At 33.4% G+C, this 22,056-nt stretch carries 24 protein-coding genes and 1 tRNA gene; 9 read left to right on the top strand and 16 right to left on the bottom strand.

Translation table 11 applies throughout. The annotated features are described in order from the left end of the window. Nucleotides 1-164 precede the first annotated feature (164 nt). The gene (locus tag HNR32_RS12105) at nucleotides 165-1,367 is read left to right on the top strand and encodes a tyrosine-type recombinase/integrase (RefSeq protein WP_183863042.1); all 1,203 of its coding nucleotides are present in this window, start codon (nucleotides 165-167) and stop codon (nucleotides 1,365-1,367) included. A gap of 4 nt (nucleotides 1,368-1,371) precedes the next feature. Here HNR32_RS12105 and HNR32_RS12100 read toward each other — a convergent pair whose 3' ends face one another. The 9 genes from HNR32_RS12100 to HNR32_RS12060 form a co-directional block, all read right to left on the bottom strand. Continuing rightward, nucleotides 1,372-1,824: a hypothetical protein gene (locus HNR32_RS12100; protein WP_183863041.1), complete on the bottom strand. Its 453-nt coding sequence runs from the start codon at nucleotides 1,822-1,824 to the stop codon at nucleotides 1,372-1,374. Between the two features lie 20 nt (nucleotides 1,825-1,844). After that, the gene (locus HNR32_RS12095; RefSeq protein ID WP_183863039.1) at nucleotides 1,845-2,141 is read right to left on the bottom strand and encodes a hypothetical protein; all 297 of its coding nucleotides are present in this window, start codon (nucleotides 2,139-2,141) and stop codon (nucleotides 1,845-1,847) included. Between the two features lie 22 nt (nucleotides 2,142-2,163). Next, nucleotides 2,164-2,343: a hypothetical protein gene (locus HNR32_RS12090; RefSeq protein ID WP_183863037.1), complete on the bottom strand. Its 180-nt coding sequence runs from the start codon at nucleotides 2,341-2,343 to the stop codon at nucleotides 2,164-2,166. 141 nt (nucleotides 2,344-2,484) lie between these two features. Further along, a tRNA-Arg gene (locus HNR32_RS12085) sits at nucleotides 2,485-2,561 on the bottom strand. Between the two features lie 83 nt (nucleotides 2,562-2,644). Next, nucleotides 2,645-4,006, bottom strand: a complete 1,362-nt coding sequence (locus HNR32_RS12080; protein WP_183863035.1) for a PFL family protein — start codon at nucleotides 4,004-4,006, stop codon at nucleotides 2,645-2,647. 15 nt (nucleotides 4,007-4,021) lie between these two features. Beyond that, nucleotides 4,022-4,291 carry an ACT domain-containing protein gene (locus HNR32_RS12075; RefSeq protein WP_183863033.1) on the bottom strand — a complete coding sequence of 90 codons (270 nt, stop codon included), beginning with the start codon at nucleotides 4,289-4,291 and terminating at the stop codon, nucleotides 4,022-4,024. Nucleotides 4,292-4,968: 677 nt separating this feature from the next. After that, nucleotides 4,969-5,934, bottom strand: coding sequence for a class II fructose-1,6-bisphosphate aldolase (gene fba, locus HNR32_RS12070; RefSeq protein ID WP_183863031.1), 966 nt, complete (start codon nucleotides 5,932-5,934; stop codon nucleotides 4,969-4,971). A 181-nt stretch (nucleotides 5,935-6,115) separates the two neighbouring features. Continuing rightward, nucleotides 6,116-6,484 carry an OsmC family protein gene (locus tag HNR32_RS12065; protein ID WP_183863029.1) on the bottom strand — a complete coding sequence of 123 codons (369 nt, stop codon included), beginning with the start codon at nucleotides 6,482-6,484 and terminating at the stop codon, nucleotides 6,116-6,118. 15 nt (nucleotides 6,485-6,499) lie between these two features. Next, nucleotides 6,500-7,249 carry a zinc ribbon domain-containing protein gene (locus HNR32_RS12060; protein ID WP_183863027.1) on the bottom strand — a complete coding sequence of 250 codons (750 nt, stop codon included), beginning with the start codon at nucleotides 7,247-7,249 and terminating at the stop codon, nucleotides 6,500-6,502. 189 nt (nucleotides 7,250-7,438) lie between these two features. Between HNR32_RS12060 and HNR32_RS12055 the strand changes: the two genes are divergently transcribed. Together HNR32_RS12055 and HNR32_RS12050 are read left to right on the top strand one after the other, a co-directional pair. After that, on the top strand, nucleotides 7,439-7,879 hold the full coding sequence (locus HNR32_RS12055; protein ID WP_183863025.1) for a hypothetical protein: 441 nt from the start codon (nucleotides 7,439-7,441) through the stop codon (nucleotides 7,877-7,879). A 278-nt stretch (nucleotides 7,880-8,157) separates the two neighbouring features. After that, nucleotides 8,158-9,453, top strand: coding sequence for a hypothetical protein (locus HNR32_RS12050; protein WP_183863023.1), 1,296 nt, complete (start codon nucleotides 8,158-8,160; stop codon nucleotides 9,451-9,453). A 79-nt stretch (nucleotides 9,454-9,532) separates the two neighbouring features. Here HNR32_RS12050 and HNR32_RS12045 read toward each other — a convergent pair whose 3' ends face one another. Further along, nucleotides 9,533-9,724, bottom strand: a complete 192-nt coding sequence (locus tag HNR32_RS12045) for a YwbE family protein (protein WP_183863021.1) — start codon at nucleotides 9,722-9,724, stop codon at nucleotides 9,533-9,535. Nucleotides 9,725-10,211: 487 nt separating this feature from the next. Between HNR32_RS12045 and HNR32_RS12040 the strand changes: the two genes are divergently transcribed. Continuing rightward, a complete protein-coding gene (locus HNR32_RS12040) occupies nucleotides 10,212-11,876 on the top strand; it encodes a 2-oxoacid:acceptor oxidoreductase subunit alpha (protein ID WP_183863019.1) in 1,665 nt (554 codons plus the stop codon). Between the two features lie 2 nt (nucleotides 11,877-11,878). Further along, a complete protein-coding gene (locus HNR32_RS12035; protein ID WP_183863017.1) occupies nucleotides 11,879-12,727 on the top strand; it encodes a thiamine pyrophosphate-dependent enzyme in 849 nt (282 codons plus the stop codon). 140 nt (nucleotides 12,728-12,867) lie between these two features. Here the strand turns inward: HNR32_RS12035 and HNR32_RS12030 are convergent, their stop codons facing one another. Further along, nucleotides 12,868-14,610, bottom strand: coding sequence for an APC family permease (locus HNR32_RS12030; protein WP_183863015.1), 1,743 nt, complete (start codon nucleotides 14,608-14,610; stop codon nucleotides 12,868-12,870). A gap of 268 nt (nucleotides 14,611-14,878) precedes the next feature. Between HNR32_RS12030 and HNR32_RS12025 the strand changes: the two genes are divergently transcribed. From HNR32_RS12025 to HNR32_RS12015, 4 genes are all read left to right on the top strand, one after another. Further along, the gene (locus HNR32_RS12025; RefSeq protein WP_183863013.1) at nucleotides 14,879-15,142 is read left to right on the top strand and encodes a hypothetical protein; all 264 of its coding nucleotides are present in this window, start codon (nucleotides 14,879-14,881) and stop codon (nucleotides 15,140-15,142) included. 13 nt (nucleotides 15,143-15,155) lie between these two features. Next, the gene (locus HNR32_RS14545; RefSeq protein ID WP_375782643.1) at nucleotides 15,156-15,428 is read left to right on the top strand and encodes an N-acetyltransferase; all 273 of its coding nucleotides are present in this window, start codon (nucleotides 15,156-15,158) and stop codon (nucleotides 15,426-15,428) included. A 439-nt stretch (nucleotides 15,429-15,867) separates the two neighbouring features. Continuing rightward, the gene (locus HNR32_RS12020; protein WP_183863011.1) at nucleotides 15,868-17,154 is read left to right on the top strand and encodes a magnesium transporter MgtE N-terminal domain-containing protein; all 1,287 of its coding nucleotides are present in this window, start codon (nucleotides 15,868-15,870) and stop codon (nucleotides 17,152-17,154) included. Continuing rightward, nucleotides 17,151-18,398 carry an Nramp family divalent metal transporter gene (locus HNR32_RS12015; protein WP_183863009.1) on the top strand — a complete coding sequence of 416 codons (1,248 nt, stop codon included), beginning with the start codon at nucleotides 17,151-17,153 and terminating at the stop codon, nucleotides 18,396-18,398. Before HNR32_RS12020 ends, HNR32_RS12015 begins: the two co-directional genes overlap by 4 nt. A 78-nt stretch (nucleotides 18,399-18,476) precedes the next feature. On the opposite strand, the gene HNR32_RS12010 is transcribed toward HNR32_RS12015, so the two are convergent. The 5 genes from HNR32_RS12010 to HNR32_RS14215 form a co-directional block, all read right to left on the bottom strand. After that, a complete protein-coding gene (locus HNR32_RS12010) occupies nucleotides 18,477-19,517 on the bottom strand; it encodes an MFS transporter (RefSeq protein WP_311636907.1) in 1,041 nt (346 codons plus the stop codon). Further along, nucleotides 19,441-19,650, bottom strand: coding sequence for a hypothetical protein (locus tag HNR32_RS14400; RefSeq protein WP_311636906.1), 210 nt, complete (start codon nucleotides 19,648-19,650; stop codon nucleotides 19,441-19,443). Before HNR32_RS14400 ends, HNR32_RS12010 begins: the two co-directional genes overlap by 77 nt. 392 nt (nucleotides 19,651-20,042) lie before the next feature. Next, nucleotides 20,043-20,933 (bottom strand): fructose bisphosphate aldolase, encoded by an 891-nt coding sequence (locus HNR32_RS12005; RefSeq protein WP_183863007.1) that lies wholly within the window; start codon nucleotides 20,931-20,933, stop codon nucleotides 20,043-20,045. Between the two features lie 335 nt (nucleotides 20,934-21,268). Then, nucleotides 21,269-21,613 carry a DsrE family protein gene (locus tag HNR32_RS12000; RefSeq protein WP_196611175.1) on the bottom strand — a complete coding sequence of 115 codons (345 nt, stop codon included), beginning with the start codon at nucleotides 21,611-21,613 and terminating at the stop codon, nucleotides 21,269-21,271. Nucleotides 21,614-21,743: 130 nt separating this feature from the next. Then, complete coding sequence (locus HNR32_RS14215; RefSeq protein ID WP_260162755.1) at nucleotides 21,744-21,878, bottom strand: type 1 glutamine amidotransferase family protein; 135 nt, start codon at nucleotides 21,876-21,878, stop codon at nucleotides 21,744-21,746. Nucleotides 21,879-22,056 lie beyond the last annotated feature (178 nt).

Genomic DNA, 22,056 nt, shown 5'->3' with positions numbered 1-22,056 from the left:
GGTGGACACCCTTGCCTTGAGCTATGTGCTTGGCACTATTAACCCACACTCGGGACTTTCACCCGTTAGACTGCGCCCATGCCGGGCGCACCTAATAAAAAAGCCGCCCAGTGCGATAACACCGAGCGGCTTTTAAATAGAATCTTCCAGCGCTGTGGTAAAACTTGTTTTGTCCCTATAAACAAGACGGTATAAGTATATTATACCACAGCCTTTTATATTTTTTAAATGAAAGGACTGTTTTTATGCCTTCTAAGAAAAAACAAGCCAATGGCAACGGCTCAATTTACTTTGACAAAACTCGCCAGCGATACTGGGCCGGTATCGTTACCCCTGAAGGAAAGCGAGTTGGCAAACGCTTTAAGACAATGTCTGAGGCTATTGCCTGGAAAAATGAACAGCTTACCGAAATAAATCAAGGTGAGTTTGTCGAACCGTCAAGCGTGACCGTTGGAGAATGGTCAATAGAATGGCTTATGACCTACAAAAAAGATACTTTAAAGCAACGCACCTATGAAAGGTATTTAAGCCTTTTAAAGCACTTACAGCAAATATCCGGTTATAAATTACAAGACCTACAGCCAGTACATGTACAAAAGCTGTATAAAAATCTTCCTACATTATCTGCCTGCACGATAAACAAAGTGCATAAGGTTTTAAAAGCTATGATGACCAAAGCTTATGATCTAGGCATGATAAAAAAGAATATCATGACGATGGTCTCACCACCGCGCTTTGAGAAAAAGGAAATTGAGATATTTACTCCTGCTGAAATTGAACGTATTTTAACAACTTGTCTTCATACCAAAAAGTTAGAACGCTACTATCCAACTATTTTGCTAACAGCAACCACCGGCATCCGCATTGGTGAAGCACTCGGCTTACGCTGGTGCGATATTAATTTTACTGCTAATGAAATATTCATTAAACATTCATTGCAAGAATCGCTTGAACTTGGTGCTTATCTAGAAACGCCAAAAACAAAAGCCGGCGTTCGAAAAATAAAATTAACCGATGATGTCATATCCGTTCTAAAACATTTAAAGCTATCTGCTCCGGCATTAGATATTAAGCAAGAGCAATTTATTCTTACTACTCGTAATAATACGCCTGTTAAGCCAAATAACTTTACTAGGGCTTGGCGATATCTTTTAAAACTGGCTGACGTACCTTATCGCAACTTCCACGTTCTGCGTCATACTCATGCAACTGAATTACTTGCTGCCGGTGTTCCAATCGTAGAAGTCAGTCGACGGCTTGGTCACAGCAAAATAACACATACTTTAGAGCTATATGGACACGCTATTCCAAATTATGAAAATGAAATTGCTGCAAAGGTGAAAAATTTATATATTATTCCTAAATAACTAGTTACGAAGTATATTTTGCAAAATCTAAAATTCGTGGATTTTCAAATGGTAACAATTGATCTTCACCATCTTCTATGATATCTTCTGATTTAGGATAAAAAAACGATATTGGAGTTGCACTTACTGGTTGTTTATAAACAACACGCCTAGTTTTTCCTTTTCTGTATTTAATACTCTCTATAATTGCTATTTTTTCTTGCAAATGAACTACTTTCCCTATTCCTTTTACCAGCTCTAACTTTCCCAATGAATCACCTGTCATCGGATCAAAAATTTCTTTTCCTAAATCATAAATTACAAACTTATCATCTTTTTTTATATTTTCATTTCTGCCTGCATTAATAACAACCTGATAACATTTCTTTACGAGTTCATCTGTAGTCTCATCAATTTCTTCTGTATATATACATTCAGCAACAGTAAAAATCTTATCATTATCTTTTTTTTCACTCATTTTCATTACCTCAAATTACTTTAATTATAAAACAATTCCATAATTACACTAATTGCTTCTGGCGTAACAATTGGTTTTATTACAATATTTTCAACACATAAATCTATTGTATCATTATTTTCACTTTTATAAAGTTTTGTTTGAATGCAGTTTGGTTGTATATTTGTTACTTGCGCAATACCATAAAAACGTTCAAAAGAATTTTCCATATAAAATATTGTTAAATATCCACCTACTGAAATATTGTTTTTAAAATTGCTAACAAATAAACACTCATCATTTTCGCATGAAATCACTCTTGCTTTAGGTACAACCATTTCATTTAATTTTTTATTAAGTTCATTTTCTTTTATATGATTTTCGTAAGATTAAACAAAACCATATTACAGCTAAGCTTATAGCAAATAATATCCATAACAAATAAACTGGAACTTGCATTTTTGCAGGAAAAATCCAAAAAACAAATGCTAGTATTGCTCCTGCAATAAAAGAAAATAGACTTTCTATATTTTCTGGCATTTTATTTATATTCCTCTAGTTTAATTTACCTATAAGAAAAAAGAGAAGACTTCTGTCTTCCCTTCGTATGAGGTTGCAACCACGTTGCAACCATTGATATACGGTCTGCGTTGCAACCAACGCTAGAACCCTTGATTTCAGTGGTGCGCCAAGCAGGAGTCGAACCTGCGACACACGGCTTAGAAGGCCGTTGCTCTATCCAACTGAGCTATTGGCGCAAACTTTATTGCTATATCAGCAACAAAAAATATTATATAGTATATTGACTATATTGTCAACCATTTAATCAATATAATTTAAATTAATTTGTTAAACTTCTAATTGGTGCTGGAATTCTTCCGCCTCTAGCAATAAAAGCATCGGAGCTAAACTGATTTCTTATTGGAACAATTGGGCAACGTCCTAATAATCCACCAAAATTTGCAACATCGCCAACTTTTTTACCTGGTACAGGAATTATTCTAACAGCAGTTGTTTTATTATTAATCATACCAATAGCTGCTTCATCAGCAATAATAGCTGAAATAGTAGATGCTGATACGTCACCTTCAACGGCAATCATATCAAGACCTACCGAGCATACGCATGTCATAGCTTCTAATTTTTCTATACATAAGCTACCCGCTTCAATAGCGTTTATCATCCCCGCATCTTCACTTACAGGAATAAATGCACCACTTAAACCACCAACATGAGATGATGCCATAAGTCCACCTTTTTTAACTGCATCATTCAAAAGAGCAAGTGCAGCTGTTGTTCCTGGTGCTCCACAGCTTTCAACACCCATTTCTTCTAAAATATGGGCAACGCTGTCACCAACTGCTGGTGTAGGTGCTAATGATAAATCAATTATGCCAAAAGGAACACCTAATCTTTTAGAAGCTTCTTTAGCAACTAACTGTCCCACACGGGTGATTTTAAATGCAGTTTTCTTGATAGTTTCAGCAACTTCGCTAAAGTCAGCGCCTTTCATACCTTCTAATGCATGTTTTACAACACCTGGGCCGCTTACGCCAACACTTACAACTTTTTCAGCTTCACTTACACCATGAAAAGCACCTGCCATAAATGGATTATCACCAGGAGCATTGGAGAACACTACCAGTTTGGCGCAGCCAATAGCTTCACGATCACGCGTAAGCTCAGCTGCTCTTTTTATGACCTCACCCATCTCACGAACGCAATCCATATTAATGCCCGCTTTGGTTGATCCTAAATTTACTGATGAACAAACAATATCTGTAGTAGCTAATGCTTGTGGAATAGATTTTATAAGAATTCTATCACCATTGGTATAACCTTTTTCTACTAAAGCAGAAAATCCACCAATAAAATCTATACCGATTTCATGAGCAGCTTTATCCATAGCTTCAGCAATTGGAACATATGTATCTGTTTTGCAGGCTTCTGCAGCAATAGCGATAGGAGTAACTGATACTCGTTTATTTATAATAGGAATACCATACTCGCTCTCGATATCTTTCCCTGTCTTTACTAAGAATTCACCTGATTTTGTTATCTTATCATAGATATTGCGACAAAATTGATCTATGTTAGGATGTGCACAATCACGTAAGCTAATCCCCATGGTAATAGTTCTAACATCGAGTTTGTTTTCCGTAATCATACGGTTTGTTTCCATTATATCGTTGATGGTAATCACTATATTTCCTCCAATTTAGACGTTGTGCATAACATTAAAAATATCCTGATGCTGTACTTTTATATCAAGATTTATTTCAGTGCCTTTTTCTTTTAATGTTTTTTGTAAATCCTGTAACTTAACCTTATCATCAGTCATCTCAACAATCATAACCATGTTAAAAAAACCATCCATAATGTTCTGGTTAATATTTAAAATATTAACTTTTTTCTCTGCAAGGATATTACTTACCATAGCAATAATCCCTACTCGGTCTTTACCAACAATTGTTACTACAAGTTTCATTTAGCCACTACTCCTATTCATTAAGATATGTCCATTATTATAGCATAAAAGTTAATTTATTTATACACTTTTTACTATTATTATAACAATATTAGTGCAATGTTGGATTTTATATTGTATGATACTATTTAATAATAAATTGCTATTGAATTTATAGTTTTAACAACTAATTAATATTGAATTTTATTTATATTACAGTTATAATATAAATAAAATTATTATTGTAGTTGATTGTTATTTTCTTACATTAATTTTATTTATCATAGTATAATATAACAAAATAATCTAAATATAATAATTATACTTATCTTTTAAATACATATTTATAATATATAGGAGGAATTAGAATGAATCGCAAATATATTATGGCAGGGATTGCTATGCTCTTTTTACTTGTTATAATTAGTAGCAGTGTTGCTGCATATGTAATAAACAAATAATATTTTCTTATAAGCATTAAAATAAAAACAGCATCCGCCACTACAAAATATTAATCCTTTCTTTTACTGATCTCATTTTAAAAGCAAAGGATTTTTTTATACTTATTTTAATAAAAAAATAATGCTGAAACAAGCTAAAGTCCGGCTTATTTCAGCATTATCTTTTTATGACCGCGATAATAATATATCTTATGGTTAATATATATTATTATTTATCGATCAAACATTACATAGTAATTAAGCTTTGCCATTGCAACCAAGAACATCGGTAAGTTTATGTTTTACTAGTTCTTTAATATATGCTCTAGCAGGTGTTAAATATTGACGTGGATCAAAATGATCTGGATGTGCAGTCATATATTCACGAATTCCAGCTGTTAAAGCTAAACGTAAATCAGAGTCAATATTGATTTTACATACAGCTGATTTAGCAGCTTGTCTAAGTTGGCTTTCTGGAATACCAACAGCATCAGCAAGATTACCACCATTTTGGTTAATAATCTGTACATATTTAGGAATAACTGAAGAAGCACCATGTAATACGATTGGGAAACTAGGTAAACGTTCTTCAATTTCTTTTAAAATATCAAAGCGAAGTGGAGGTGGTACTAAAACACCTTCTTCATTTTTGGTGCACTGTTCAGGAGTAAATTTAAAAGCGCCATGGCTTGTGCCAATAGCAATAGCCAAGGAATCAACACCAGTTGATTTTACAAATTCTTCAACTTCTTCTGGACGAGTATAAGAAGAATCTTCAGCAGATACATTTACATCATCTTCAACGCCGGCTAATCTGCCTAATTCACCTTCAACTACAACACCATGATTATGTGCATAATCAACAACGCGCTTGGTTAATTCGATGTTGTCTTTGAAGCTATATTTAGAACCATCAATCATAACTGAAGTAAAACCACCATCGATACATGATTTACAAATTTCAAAATCAGCACCGTGATCTAGATGCAAGGCAATTGGTAAATCTGTATCTTCAATAGCTGCATCAACAAGTTTTGTAAGATATGCATGTTTTGCATATTTACGCGCACCAGCAGATACCTGAAGAATAAGCGGAGCCTGTTCTTCTTTTGCTGCTTCAGTGATTCCTTGGATGATTTCCATGTTGTTTACGTTGAAAGCGCCAATAGCGTAGCCGCCTTCATAGGCTTTCTTAAACATTTCTGTAGTTGTAACTTTTGCCATTTTTATTTATACCTCCAAAGTTTAATCTAGAACCATATTAAGATTATACCACAAGTAACAAATTTTTGTATAATTTACTCAAAAATTTATTAAATATTTAGCAAATTTATCACTATTTATTTTATTTATAGCTGCGTTATTCAAATGATGTTAATTAATTGGTATTTTTTTGTTTTGCTAGTTAATTGAGTGTAAACTCAATTTGTTTAGATAAGATTTTTTTCACTGGGCAGTTTTGCGCAATTTCTATTACACGTTTTTTTGTCACTGCAGGAACATCACCTAAAATATTAATATTATAGCAAAATTTTGTTTTATCAGCATCTGTAGTATCAATATCAACTTTTACTATTACCTCATCATAAACAATATTTTTGTGTTCTAATATCATCCTAACAGTAATATCCAAGCAAGCTGCTAACCCAGCGCAAAGCAACTCATGCGGCTGGAACGCATTGCTGGCATTGTCTGCAACATCAGCATTAAGCTGCGCTTTTTCCGAAATAATTTTCGTGCTATATTTTTCGCTGTCGCTCTTGGCAATTATCATGCTATATTTACTCCTTTAACTTAGCTTATCATTTTCATCTTTCTCTTTATCATTTTCATCCAAAAGATTACTGGAATTATCTAAAAAACTATCCCCATCATCACTGAAATCATTTAGTAAATCATCTAATCTGCTAAAAAATCCATTGTCCGATTTTTTTTGCTGATCATTTTCAATACTCTCCGTTTGTTTATTTTCACTTGAACTTCGAAATAAACTCCCTGCCATAAATCCAGTAATTAATCCTGCTAAAAATCTACTTATAGCAAAACCTGTAACAGCATTTTTTTCATCAACAGTATCATCCTCTGGCATTATTTCATTTGTCAGACTATTCTTTTCACTAACTATACTAGACTTAGCGGACCCTGTTATATATATATTTAAAATACTTATTGCCTCCCGTAATTTATTTAATGCTTTATCTGGATTAACATTATTTTCATCAGCTGCATGCAAACTATCCATTGCTAAATGGACATAGGCAATTGCCATATGATAAGCTGCCTCTTTTTTACCCAATGCAAAAGATTTACTAAAATGAATTATTGCTTGTTTATAATCTTTATTCACATTTGTACCGTATAGATATTTTTTCCCCATAAGAAATGTTTTTTCTTTATTTTGACTTTTACTATCATCATTATCTGTAATAGTTAAAGAATTATTTTCTATTTTCTGTCCGCAATTAGCACAAAATTTATCATTTTGAGATAATTCAGTCCCACAATTTATGCACAATCTAGATTTGTATAATTTTTCCAAATAAAAAATCCTCCCTAAATTAATTTTGGTAATTATAGTTCGAAAAATACTAGTATTTTATAAATTTTCTACAAATTATAGCTAAAATCCTTTTACGCAAAACTTTAATTGTTATTATTCAATAATACATCTATTCAAAAAAACCTATATGCGCTATAATATCATTAATTCTATATAGGAGGTGATTTATTGTCCATTTCAGGAATATCAGCCGCTATTTCTTCTTATTCACAAACCTCCACTAGCACTTCATCGTCAGTAACTTCCGTAGCAACATTAGAAGCACAGAAGAATCGTTATGAGCAAGCGTTGCTATCTCTTCAAGGCGCCTCCGCAACCGATAGTAACTCTAATTCTACAACATCATCTTCTACACAAATAGCATCTATAGAACGTTCTATTACAAAAATAACTCAGGAAATCGCTCAATTAAAAAATAAAGCCGCAGCAGAAGCTTTATCTGCTAATCAAACTAACATATCAAAGAAACCTGAAAAAGAAAAAAAAGAATCATTACAAGAAAAATTTGGTTCCGCATATTCCACTTCAATTTCTGCTGAAGGATATGATACCTTTATCCAATCGCAGCAATTAAACAAAGCAAATAATCCTGCCAATAATTTATCATAAGCAAATAACGTGGTAATATAAAATCCAGCCTATTTTAGGCTGGATTTTATATTATGTCTTTATTTATACATTTTAGAATTGTTTCAATTATTCTTATAATATTTTGTTTAATTGCCACACTATTGTCATATTATTGAAATAATATATTAAGTAATTATTTTATTATTAATATATAGGAGCATAAACAAATGTTTAAAAAATATCATATCTTATTTTTAAGTTTACTTTTAGCACTTTCTGCTGAAATTGCTGTATGTAACGCTTCTCAATAATCATCAGTGTCAACAAAACTTTCATCTCTACAACCCCCACCTGCTCAAAGCACTCCTCCTTTAATGCCACCACCCAATGCTATGATGAGTAATGAATCACAATCTGCTGATAATTTAATGGCAACAGTTATTATTGACAATAAAAAAGCGAATATAGCAGATAAAACTATTGAATACAGTAATTCAGATGAAAATGTCTTATTAGTGAGAAATAACGGCAATCTTACTATTGATAATTCTAAATTAATAAAAACCGGTGATTCTTCCAATAATGAAGACAGTAACTTTACTGGCCTAAATGCTATTCTTCTTGCTAATAACAGTCATGTTTCCATCAGCAACAGCACATTAGATTCTTCTGCTGAAGGATCCAATGGCATTTTTGCAACTGGCAAGAAAAGTTTAATTACTGTCAGCAATGTTATTATCAATACTGAAAAAGGGTCTTCACGTGGTTTAGATGCCACTTATGGAGGAAATATAATCGCAGATAATGTAAAAATAACAACTAAAGGTGCACATTGTGCTGCTCTTGCTACAGATCGCGGTGAAGGAAATGTAAGTGTAACCCAAGGAACATTGTCTACTTCTGGCGAAGGCAGTCCCTGCATTTATTCAACAGGAAATATTAAGGCCACTAATTCTACCGGTATAGCAACCGGCAGTGAAATTGCTGTCGTTGAAGGAAAAAATTCCATCACTTTGGAAAATGTTGATCTTACTGGTTATGTACAGCACGGAATCATGTTATATCAGTCTTTTTCTGGTGATGCCAACACAGGTACAGCTTCCTTTAGTGTTAAAAATTCCAAGCTGCATAATAACTCACAAGGGGCAATGTTTTATATCACCAATACCAAAGCCATTGCTAATTTAGAAAACACTTTATTAGATTCCAAAAGTAATATTCTTATCAATGTCACCAGTGATCGTTGGGGCAATTCTGGTCAAAACGGCGGTGATTTTACTTTTAATGCTAAAAATCAATTACTTAAAGGTAATGTGCTTGCTAATAGCTTAAGCCGCATTACAATCAATTTGAAAAACAAAACTATTTGGCAGGGTGCTTTCAATCCTGATAATACTGCTGATAAAGCTGCTATTACATTAGATTTTTCCTCCCAATGGGAACTTACAGGAAATTCATATATAACATCTTTTACTGATAATGATCTCTCCTTCAATAATATAAAAAGTCATGGCTATAATGTTTATTACAATTTAGACTCATGTAAAAATCTCGCTGGAAAAACTTATTTATTAAATGGCGGCGGCAAATTAGCACCAATACAGTCAAATTAATAATACTCCCGTAAAAATAAAAATTCCTGTAAATCTATTATTTAACGGATTTACAGGAATTTTTATTGGTATATAATCATTATAAAATTTCTTGAACACGTCCAACAATACCATTATCAAGGCGAACCTTTATGCCTCTATGATGTACTTGACTATTAGTAAGAATATCTTTGACTATTCCCTCAGTAAGCTGTCCCGTCCTTTGATGTTGTTTTTGTACTATCTTGACTTTAATTCCTGGTTTTATGTTTTTTCTTTCTGTCCCATTCATTATATTTTCATCTCACTTTTTTATTTTACATAATTAACTCAACTTATTATATCATACCGAATATACTTGTTGTTCCTAAAAAATCTCATTACAAAATATTATGCATTAAATTCAAACTACATCTTATTTTTTATCTTTTAAATCAAAAATTACAAATACATCGTAACTATATATTTTTTTTAGAAGGATATTTCAACTGTTACATAGAATTTCTATTTGTCAATATTAACATGATATTGGCATCTTCCTGGACGGGCGATTTACTCCTATTAGGTATAGTTGTAAATCGTCCCACCTAATAATTTACAACTTAAATAATACTTTTATTGAGCAATTTAAATAATAATATTCTATCTATCCTGCATTTTAGTACTGCAGGATATTTTTTTATAATCTCTTATTTATAAAAGCAGGTCTGAAAACAATTTTATCGAAATATTTTATATATTAGTAATTAAATAGTACATTAAGAGGAGGTATCTTATACATGTATAACCTATTAATTGGCGGTGCAGCGGGACAAGGCATTGAAACTACCGCGGCAATCCTAGAAAAATTATTGAAAACATCTGGCTACAATGTCTTTAGCACCAAAGATTTTATGTCGCGCGTCCGCGGTGGTCATAATTTTTCTTTAATACGTTTCGGTACTGAAGCTATCCATTCTCACAGTAATGTGTTGGACGGAATAATTGCTCTTGACGATAATACTATTGCCTTACATAAAGACAATTTAAAGGAAACTGGCTTTATTTTATGTGATGCTAATCTAAAAACTATTGACACACGCGCCATAAAAATTGATTTAAATACTATGGCCAAAAAGCTTGGCAACCCCCGCGTATCAGGCAGTATCTCTATAGGCGCTGTTTTAAAGCTTTTTGGCGAAACTTTGCAACATATTAACACTGTTGTCCCGCAGTTTATAAAAAAAGAACTTGTTAATATTAATCTAACAGCAATGGCTGATGGATTTAACTGCACTGAAAAAAAATTTGCACACCTTGATGGGCAATATTCAAATTATATGTTAATTTCCGGCACTAAAGCAGTAGCTTTAGGTGCTATAGCAGCAGGCCTTAAATTTTATACGGCCTATCCTATGTCACCATCTACAGGTATAATGGAATCCATAGCAGCCAAAAGTGATAAAGCACAAATTGTTGTAGAGCAGGCTGAAGATGAAATAGCCGCTATTAACATGGCTATAGGCGCATCATATGCCGGATTATGTTCTATGACTGGAACATCCGGTGGCGGATTCTCCTTGATGGTTGAGGCACTTGGTTTTTCTGGAATTGCCGAAATACCACTAGTTGTAATAGATGTACAAAGGCCTGGTCCAGCAACCGGACTTCCTACCAGAACAGAACAGAGCGATTTAGATTTTGTCCGTTCAGCATCTCAAGGAGAATTCCCACGAATGGTAATTGCATTGCGTAATCAGGAGGATGCTTTTTACCAAACTATACGCGCTTTTTCCTTAGCTGAAAAATATCAATTACCCGTAATTTTACTCAGTGATCAATATTTAGGCGATTCATTAGCTACAATCAAGACTTTTGACATTAAGAATGTGACTCCACAAAAACCACTTACACAATATAATGACCGTGAAAAATATCTGCGCTATAAATATACACCATCCGGCATATCACCACGTCTTGTTCCGGGAAAAACTGACCAAGTCGTAATTGTTGACAGTGACGAACATGATGAAACAGGACATATAACAGAATCAGCAGATGTTAGAAATAAAATGGTTGATAAACGCATGAAAAAATTAAAAGGCTTATATCATGAATTACTGGAACCGGACTTCATTGGCAGGGAAGATTTTAATATTCTTTTAATCGGCTGGGGATCAACCTGGGGTGCATTACAAGAAGCTGTAACTATACTAAACGAACAAAATAAAGAGAAATATGCCGCATTAGTCTTTGGTGACATATTCCCATTACCGAAAAAATTATTACAAGAAAAAGTTGCGCAAGCTAAAGCTATTATAAATATAGAACAAAATGCCACTGGACAATTGGCAAAGCTTGTACGTGAAGAAATAGCAATTACTTTTGCTGACAGTATTTTAAAATATGATGGCCGTCAGATAAGCGGTGAAGATATTGTCAATGAAATAATGAGGAGGAAATAAATATGGCTAACCAATTTTGCACTTATGAAACAGCATGGTGTCCTGGTTGTGGTAATTTTCCAATTATTGATTGTTTAAAAACAACACTGGAAGAACTAGGAAAAAAGCCTAATGAAGTATTAGTTGCCGCAGGAATTGGTCAAGCTGCCAAAACACCACAGTATATCAATACTAATGCTTTTTGTGGATTACATGGGCGTTCGTTACCAGCAGCCGTGGCTGCTAAAATTGCCAATGAAAAATTAACTGTCATTGTTAATACTGGTGATGGTGATTCATATGGTGAAGGTGGCAACCATTTCATTCATAATATTAGAAGAAATATTGATATAACCCATTTCGTTCACGACAATCAAATTTATGGACTTACTAAAGGACAGGCATCTCCAACCTCAATGCTAGGTCTTGTAACCGGTGTACAAGTAGATGGTAATATAAACGAACCATTAAATCCTCTCCTTTTGGCAATAGCAGCAGGAGCAGGTTTTGTAGCACGTGCTTTTTCAGGTAAAAAGGAACATCTTATTGACATCATGAAGCAAGCCATAAATTATAAAGGATATGCATTGGTAGACATTTTACAGCCATGCGTTAGTTTTAATAAAGTTAATACTTTTTCCTGGTACAATAAAAGAGTCTACGAACTAAAAGATGATTATGATTATACGAATAAAATTAATGCAATTACAAAAGCAATGGAATTTAATGACAAAATTCCTATTGGTATAATTTATAAAGAAAATAAACCCACCTACCATCAAAAAAATAAAATATTATCTGATAACATCCCATTGATTGACAAATCAATTAATAAAAAAATTATCGAAGATATGTTTCAAGAATATATTTAAAATAATGATATACATCTTTTATATTTTCCATAATTATAAAAATAATAAAATGGCATCGCTTATACAAGCAGTGCCATTTTATTATTATATATTCCAATAATTCCTTGAATGCTTCTGATATTTTTATCCGTGCCTTCAATTTAAATAATCAACCGCACTCCGCCCAAATCAGCCAAATTATAGTTAAATGCTCCATTCGGAGAACCAATAAACATAAAATTAGCTGGTATTTTCCATTTTTGTGAAAGTTCCTGAATCAATTCTGGGCCAAACACACCATGCTGCACAATAAATTCAATATCAATGTCGGGATATGCCCTGTCCAAAAATCGCACATCCTCAGCCAAACGCGGTGGCACTTCGCTGCCATCACGTACGACAGTAACAATTTTCATGCGGTTGCTATGTTCATTATTTCTGACATAGATAAGAGCTAAATTCAAATTGCCTAAATCGCCCCCACGGGTAAAAAATACAACTTGCTGCGAATTAATATCAGCAATCTTACTTTCCAAGCGCTGAGAAAGCACATCAGCAGCCCATGTCAATTTTTTACTGACTGCCTGTATAAAAAACAGGCATCCTGTCAGAAGTACCACACGGTTTAACATAATTAACACGATAATAACCGTTGGTAAAAAATATTGAAAAAAGACACCTACATAAACTGGATTTATAAAAACATTCCCTGCCAGTGCTGCAAGCACAGCTATAATTGCAAACAATGCACCCGCCCAGGATGCTCTCACTGGTCTTCGCAAACCGCTTCTTCTCATTTTTAGCAGCAAATTGCCCATGCCAAACAATGCCATTACCGATAAAAATGAAATTGTATATACACCTGCTAAAGTTGATAATTGGCCACGTGTAACCATTAACACCGATACGCTTAAAACAAAAAATGCTACAACAATGCGATATTGCGTGCCATAACGATTCACCTTTAATAGTATCTGTGGCAGACACCGATCCAAAACCATGCGATGGACTAATCCAGTAACACCAATAAAAGAAGTCAATACTGCTCCGCTTAATACCAGTGTTGCATCAAGAGAAATCAATCCTGCAAGCCAATTACCGCCTGTTATGCTGCCCATGTAAGACAATAAAGCTTCCTGATGCCCAGCAATTTGCCGCACTGGTGCCAGTGACAACGCTAAAAAAGCCACTACTGGATTAATAAACGTTACAGCTAACCACATATTGCGCAAAGTTTTTGGGAAAATGCCCTCTTTTTGTTCTTCTACAAAATTCGCTGAACTTTCAAAACCGGATATTCCCAGCATGGCTGCTGAAAAGCCAAAAAACAATGCCATTGTCAGGCTGCCTTCCACTGGTCGATGAAAATTATCGAGAAAAATATACCAGCCATTGTGTATGAGTCCCCAGACAGCAGCCAAAATCAATATACCTATCGTACTTAAATGCATTATAAAAATAGCAGTGGCAACTTTAGCCGATTCCCCAATTCCTATAATAGTCAGAACCATAAAAACAGCCAACAGAAAAATGGTAGCTTCAATTACAGGCAGATTATGCCATAAAATCTGTAAATAATGCATTGCCTCATTCGCAGATATAACTGCTGTTGCCATGTACGACAGTAATGTAAAGCAAGCTGCCAAGGAGGCAACAAATTTACTTGTTGTATTAAGTAATGCGTTATAAGCCCCACCATTTAACGGCAATGCTCCTACCACCTCACTATAAATACTCCTGTAAAAAAACAGCACCACTGAAACCATAAGCAAAGACACCCATGCCCATTGTCCAGCATATACTATAGATAATGCAGAAACATATAGACAAGATGAAGTAATGTCATTGCCACAAATAGCCGTTGCTGCCCATTCATTCAATTTTGGTTTTGTTTTTTCACTCATCACAGTTTTCCTCAATTCATATCTATTAAATTAAAAACCATATTTTCAGTTATTATAAATATATATGCAAAGTAAGTTTTTCCAGCATACTGAAGATTGCCAACTATCTTTGATTTAACACTACCTGTATATTTTTGTTTTTTCGCCACAAATTCTAACTTTCCTGCACAAAGTTTTAGTACACGTATTATTCAGCCATTCCATCATTATGATACTTTATTTTTTAATATGTTATAATTGCAAAAAGGAGATGTATACATATGAAGAAATGCAATTATTACAGGTTCATTTAATTTCACTAATGCCGCAGAAAATAAAAATGCTGAATCCCGCTCTTTATAAGGAGATACCCCATATATATAGCAAACAAGAGTATGTTGGTTTATTGCATAATAAAGATAATATTTGTCTTATTATGGAAACTGAAGATACAATTATCGGGTTTTGCTTGGTTTCAATAAAACACATTAAAAATTCATGTATGAATGAGCAAACTATGGGATATATAGAAGCCTTCCCCATGGAGAAATAAAGGTTTAGGCAATATGTCCTTTTCCTATATAGAAAAGCAATTAAGCAAATTAGGCATACAATATTTAAACCTGACTGTTTGGGATTTTAATAAGGACGCCATTAAATTTTACAGCACACTTGGAATGACTCCACAACGGCATATCTATATAAAAAAATATATTAACAGTCCAACGACAAAAGCACCTGCGATTTACCACAGCAGATGCTTTTCTTATACTTATCAGCATAATTTAATCTTCAATTTGAATCTTAGCAAAAACATTTATCTATGCTATGAAATTTAATATTAAATATTTTTTACTAAAAACAATATTTTTTTTATATTATTCACACAAAACAATATAAAAGTAGTATTATATTTTCATAATCCATATTATATATTTTGAGCATTTAAATTCTGATGTATAAAAAGCACTGGAGTTATATTGTAATATTAGCGTTATTCCATTATATCTCTTTAGTGCTTACAGTAAATGTTTTTATGTATTATAAAATATTTACTTTTTTATCTAATAAGAAGGGAAGGTGAGGACAATGGATGCAGGCAGTAGTGGCGCAGGACCCCGTCAGCGATATAAGAATTTTGTAAATAATTGTCTGCATAATTATTTACTCACCTCATATCGCCAAATATAATATTTATGGTCTTGTGCCTTTAGCGTAAAATTTCAGCATAAACCAGTCAAATAATTTTTATATTTGACTAAATAGGAGGTACGCTTTATGGCAACAATAAAAATTTTAGGTGAATTTTATCTAAGTCGCCTATTGGGAACAAAAATCTATGACTCTAGCGGTCAAAAAGTTGGAAAAATACTGGACATGGCAGTACATTGGGAAGACTCATATCCTAGAATTGTTGGTATTAAATATAAAAAACGCACACAGCAATTAATTCGTATTGAACAAATTGCTGCCTGTAATTACGAAAAAGTTCAGTTAAAAACACCTTTTTCGATTCAAGAAAACATCTTACTTCATGAACATGATATTTATATCAGTAAGTGGTTACTCGACAAGCAAATCATTGACTTAAAAGGGTCGAAACTTGTCCGTGTTAATGATATCGTTTTATCTTGGACAACAGAAGCACAGGATAGTTATATGACATTAGTTGCTGTTGATATTGGTCTTCGAGGATTGTTTCGTCGACTAGGCTTAGAATTTTTAACACGTCATTGGAAAAATACATTGCTTGATTTACAATATGTTAACCCCTTAGAAAATTGGAATGCCTATTTACAACTTAATCGCGAAAAAAAACAAATTAGTCAGCTGCATCCAGCTGATATTGCTGATTTACTTGAAGAAATGGATTATAAAACCCGGGCAGGAATTATTGAAACGCTTGATAATCAACAAGCTATCGATGCCATTGTTGAGATGGATTTAGATACTCAAGTTGAACTTATTGCTCAAATGGATGAACAACGGGCATCCGATTTATTAGAAGAAATGCCAACAGATGAAGCTGCGGATATTCTTGTAGAGATGAGTACTGAAAAATCAGAAGGGCTCTTGAATCTGATGGAATCTGATGATGCTCAAGAAGTTCGTGAATTAATGAAATATGAAGAAGGAACTGCTGGTGCATTAATGACAACAGAATATATTTCTTTCTCCGCAGAATTGACAGTATCAACAGTTATTGAAAAGCTAAGAAAATTGGCTCCAAAAGCAGAAACGATATACTATCTATATATTGTTAATGAATCAGCTATTCTACAAGGTGTATTATCGTTGCGAGAACTGGTCATTGCTGCTCCAGATCGACAATTAAGAGATTTAATGAACACAAAATTAATAACGGTTTTATTTAGTGCAACTTATCATGAAGTTGCAAAATTAATTAACAAATATGGTTTATTAGCAGTACCCGTCCTTGATATAACAGGAATTATGTTGGGAATAGTAACCGTAGACGACGTAATTGAAGAATTACTACCAGAACCTGAAACTATGGAACTTCATTCCTGGTTTTCACTTAATCGACGGGGTGGCAGAAAATGAAGAATGTACGTATAAAAATAAGTATGTTTTTAGCAATGATGGGGCCAGGTATAATTACGGCTTTCGCAGATAATGATGCTGGTGGAATAGCTACTTATGCAGTAGCCGGAGCAACCTATGGATATGATTTATTGTTTACACTTCTTATAAGCACTATTTGCCTTGCTATTGCACAGGAAATCTCTGCACGAACCGGTGCTGTTACTGGACAGGGCCTTTCTGGATTGATTCGTGAATCTTTTGGTGTTAAATGGGCCTTTTTTGCCATGATAGTTCTTTTTATTGCTAACATCGGTACAACTGCTTCTGAATTTTCCGGTATTGCGACTAGTTTTGAAATGTTTGGTGTGCATAAAGCAATTGCTGTTCCTGTCATGGCATTTGTGGTATGGGGTTCAGTACTCAAAGGAAATTATTCGCGAATTGAAAAAGCTTTTTTTGTGCTTTGTGCCACTTTTCTAAGTTATATTATTTCTGGACTAATTATTAATCCACCATGGAAACAGGTTTTATATACTTCAATTACACCAATTTTTCACAGTGATGCTTCATTCTTACTGATGGCTGTTGGCATTATTGGAACGACAATTACTCCTTGGGGACAGTTTTATATCCAAGCAGCTGTTGTTGATAAAGGCATTACTGCAAAAGACTATCGCTACACTTTTTGGGATGTAATGATTGGTGCCGTTTTTACTTGGCTGATTGCATTTTTTGTCATTGTAGCCACAGCAGCTGTATTGCACACTAATCATATTGAGATTACAACCCTTAAAGATGCGGCAGTGGCCTTAGAACCATTGGCGGGTCGATATGCACGTATTTTATTTTCATTTGGATTGCTTGGAGCCTCTATGCTGGCAGCATTTGTTCTGCCATTAAGCAGTGCTTATGCTGTATGTGAAGCTTTTGGTTTTGAAAGCGGTGTAAGTAAAAAACCCAAAGAAGCTCCCGTATTTTTTTGTATTTATACGGCACTTATTTTATTAGGTGCTGGAATTGCATTATGGCCAGATATATCACTAACAAATGTCATGTTAGCATCACAAATTATAAATGGCATACTATTGCCCCCTATATTAATCTTTATGGTACTTATTGCCAGTAACCATTCTATTATGGGCAATTATAAAAACTCCCGCTGGTATAATATAGTTGCCTGGATCTTCACAGTAACATTAATTATACTGACCATAATGTTACTGTTTTCCTCTATTTCACCGTTATTTATAAATAGTCCTTGATATAGCTAATTTTTTTGAATAACAACTAACTAATTGTCCACCTGCCTAGCGGGTGGATTTTTCTTTATAAAAAAAATATTACCTATGATTTTTCCTAAGTTTTCTCCATACATTGTAAAAAATTACAGCTATAATCATTACACTTACACATACAACGCTATAGGTAAAAGAATATCCTCTTTGTTGTGTTACCATACTTAATAATATTGCTGCAAGGCCAACACTAATATCCAAAGACCAAAAATAGGTGGCCGTCGCAACACCAGCTCGTTCTGTAGACACACTTTGAACTGCCAAAGTCTGAAAAGCAGGACTAAGCATCCCAAAGCCAATTCCTAAAAGAGCTGCGGCAAAAAGAAATGCTGTTAATGTAGTAACAAAACTAAATACAAAAAGTCCAACAATAAAAAATAGAAATCCTGGATAAATTGTAAAATCTGCACCTTTATGATCGAATATACGTCCCACAAAAGGCCGTGTAATAACTATAACTAACGCAAATACCACAAAAAACAAACTTGTGGCTGTACTTAGACCTATACTTTTTGTATACAATGGAATAAATGTTATAATGCCCCCATATGCAAAAAATACTAAACCACCAAGTAATGCCATTGGCAATGATTTTATTTCGATAAAATCTTGTAATTTCCAGCCTTTTTCGCCTTTAAAAGGTTCAACAATTTTATTTTCCAATTTTTTACAATTACTAATCCCCAGCGTTAAAAGAGCGATTATCGTTAAAAAAATAAATAAGGCACTGACACCCCAGCGATGAATAATAACTAAACCTATAAGAGGACCCACAACCATTGCTAAATTTGTTGAAAGGGCATAATATCCAATCCCCTCACCTTTACAGGAATTCGGCAATACCAAAACCGCCAATGTAGAGGCAGCAGTTGTACCTAATGCAAATAAAATCCCATGCAACGAACGTAATAAAAACACCCCCTGTAGGGAATTGACAAAATTAAAGCTTACCATGACTAATAAAAATAATATCGTTGTAATAAGCATTAGCTTTTGTTTGTTTATTGTATCAATCCAACGTCCAGCCAAAGGTCGGCAGCAAACTGTTCCAATCTGAAAAAAAGTCATTGCCAAGCCTGTTGCCACCTCTCCTCCCCCCCAAATTATTCATTATATAAATTGGTAATGCTGCTACCATAATATATTGTGATATATATTGAAAAAAATTGCTGCAACTCATCACAATAAACTCTAACGTCCATAATTTTTCTTTTTTCATAAAATAATATATTTCCTCTCCAAATATTAAATAATTGTTCTAATTTATACTAGTATACAATAACTCCAAAATACGCATAAATCTTTTCCACATTATAACATATTTATAATATTTAATTTTAGAAACCCTATTAGGATGCATCCTCGAATGCCTTTTAATTATCTACTAATTACACCATAAACAAAATAAATTATATTATAAAAAGGCTCCCCATTAATCCTATTTTAACAGATTAGCGGGGAGCCTTTTCATACTCAATATATTAGGTACATTCATTGGGGAACATCAGAAAACAGTAGAATTATTTTCATGAGTTATTTTATCACTGAAAATATATTCCATCAAACAAAATAAATTTATATTTGTCATCATTTATTTTTATAACGCTGCTTTCAAGTAATGGAAGCAGTATAAATTTGTTTAATGCTGTCTGAAAGTACCGCATTAAATTCTTCATCACTTTGCTGTACTGATAAGCCCTCAGCAAGAGCGCGGGAAAAACTAGCTATAAGTCCTTTATTGCGGGCAAGTTTTTCATTTGCAACGTCTCGACTAAATCCCCCGGAAAGCGCTACAACACGAATTATATTATGCTGAGCATTTATCAAATCACTGTAAAAATCATCTACTTCAGGAATTGTTAACTTTAACATTATTTTTTCATCTTTTGATAATAATGCTAATTCCTTAAGCATTTCCTCTTTTAAAACCCGTTCCGATTCAGCCCGGTTTTTACTATTAATATCTATTTCTGGTTCAATAATAGGAACAAGCCCCGCTGCAGCAATCTGTTTACCTATTTCAAATTGTTGTTTGACTATTTTTTTTATGCCAATAGGATTAAATTTCTTTATCACTGAACGCATTTTAGTTCCGAATATATTCCGTTTCAATGCACGTTTCAGTAAATCATCCAGCTGAGGAATAGGTTTCATACATTGTACACCATCTTCTAGTTCTGCCAGTCCCTTATCTACTTTTAGAAAAGAAAGTATCTGCTTTTTATTCCACAAATAATCAGCGGTAAGCTCTCCATCAACAGTCCGATCCATTGTGTTTTCAAATAATATAGCACCTAAGATATATTTAGAGTTAAAAGCAGGACTTTTGATAATCCTTGTCCTCATTGCATGAACTTTAGCAAACATTTCATCATTGCCATTATATTCATTTTCTTTTATACCATAAACAGCTAATGCTTTTGGTGTGCTGCCACCACTTTGGTCCAACGCAGCGATAAATCCCTTATCTTTGCAAATTCTTTGTAATTTATCTTGATCCATTAATTAACCCCTCCTTAAATAATAATTAATCAGATGATAAATTTTTACTATCTAAGTTCTATTATAATCTTTTTTATTGTTTTTTCAATAAAATCAGCCAAATTAAACTTTCCCTTAAAGATAAAACGCACGACAATTATTAATCTATTCGTGCATTTGATTCCTGTGCCATAAATAAAATATCTACTCCAAATAATTTAGTTTATCTTATGTAAAATAAAGCTAAATATTATACAAATAATATTTTTATTACTTGTGCTGTTTTCTCAGCACGATTCCAATGTTCCTCAGGTGTAACAAATAATTGCTTTTCCATACAAAATAGTCTCCCCTTATCATGGCTTAATATAAGCAAAGCCTTCTTTATTTTGTAACTCTATTAACTTTGTAATACCCGCCGGCACAACTATTATATATTCAGGCAGCGACTTAAAATCTATGCCATTTCCTACTAAAGCATTTTTACAAAAATACCATTGTATATGCTTTTTCGTTAATTTTTCCATCTCAGTAAGTATACCTTTATCAGTTTTAGACAGTGATATATTTACGGCAGCGCCATTTACAACTACAGCTATTTTGCCACCATTATCACCAACATCAGCAATAAAATTTTTTATATTATTGATAACCATCTGCCATTTATCAAACTCATCAATATGGATTACTACCTTTAGCAAAAATCATTACCTCTTTTCAGTAAAAAATTATTGTCGATTATTCATTTATCTTCAATTCTAAAATTGACTAAATAAAAATATATTAAGAGAATATATTTTTATCCTTATATTCGTTCAATACTAGAGCCGGCTACCTACTTTTTATAATTCCTCCATCCATGGAAACATAACGCAATTTATATTCATCTACACACCCAAATACTTCGACTGGTCCAAATGCATCTAATGATTCAAAATCATCAAACAATAAAATGTTTATATTCATAAAACCAACTCCTTTTTCCACATTGTAGCACATTTATAGTGTTTATTACTGTTTTTTTGTAAATACTATTAATAAAAACAATAGGTCAGTTGTAAAATGAAATTGAACAAATAAATAAAATCCATAATGATGAACCTTGTGTTAGAATGTAATCGCTAAACAACAATCTACAAAGGAG

Origin of the sequence: Pectinatus brassicae, from assembly GCF_014201835.1 — a bacterium.
Classification (GTDB): Bacteria; Bacillota; Negativicutes; order Selenomonadales; family Selenomonadaceae; genus Pectinatus; species Pectinatus brassicae.
This window is presented reverse-complemented; position numbering and strand designations above follow the sequence as displayed.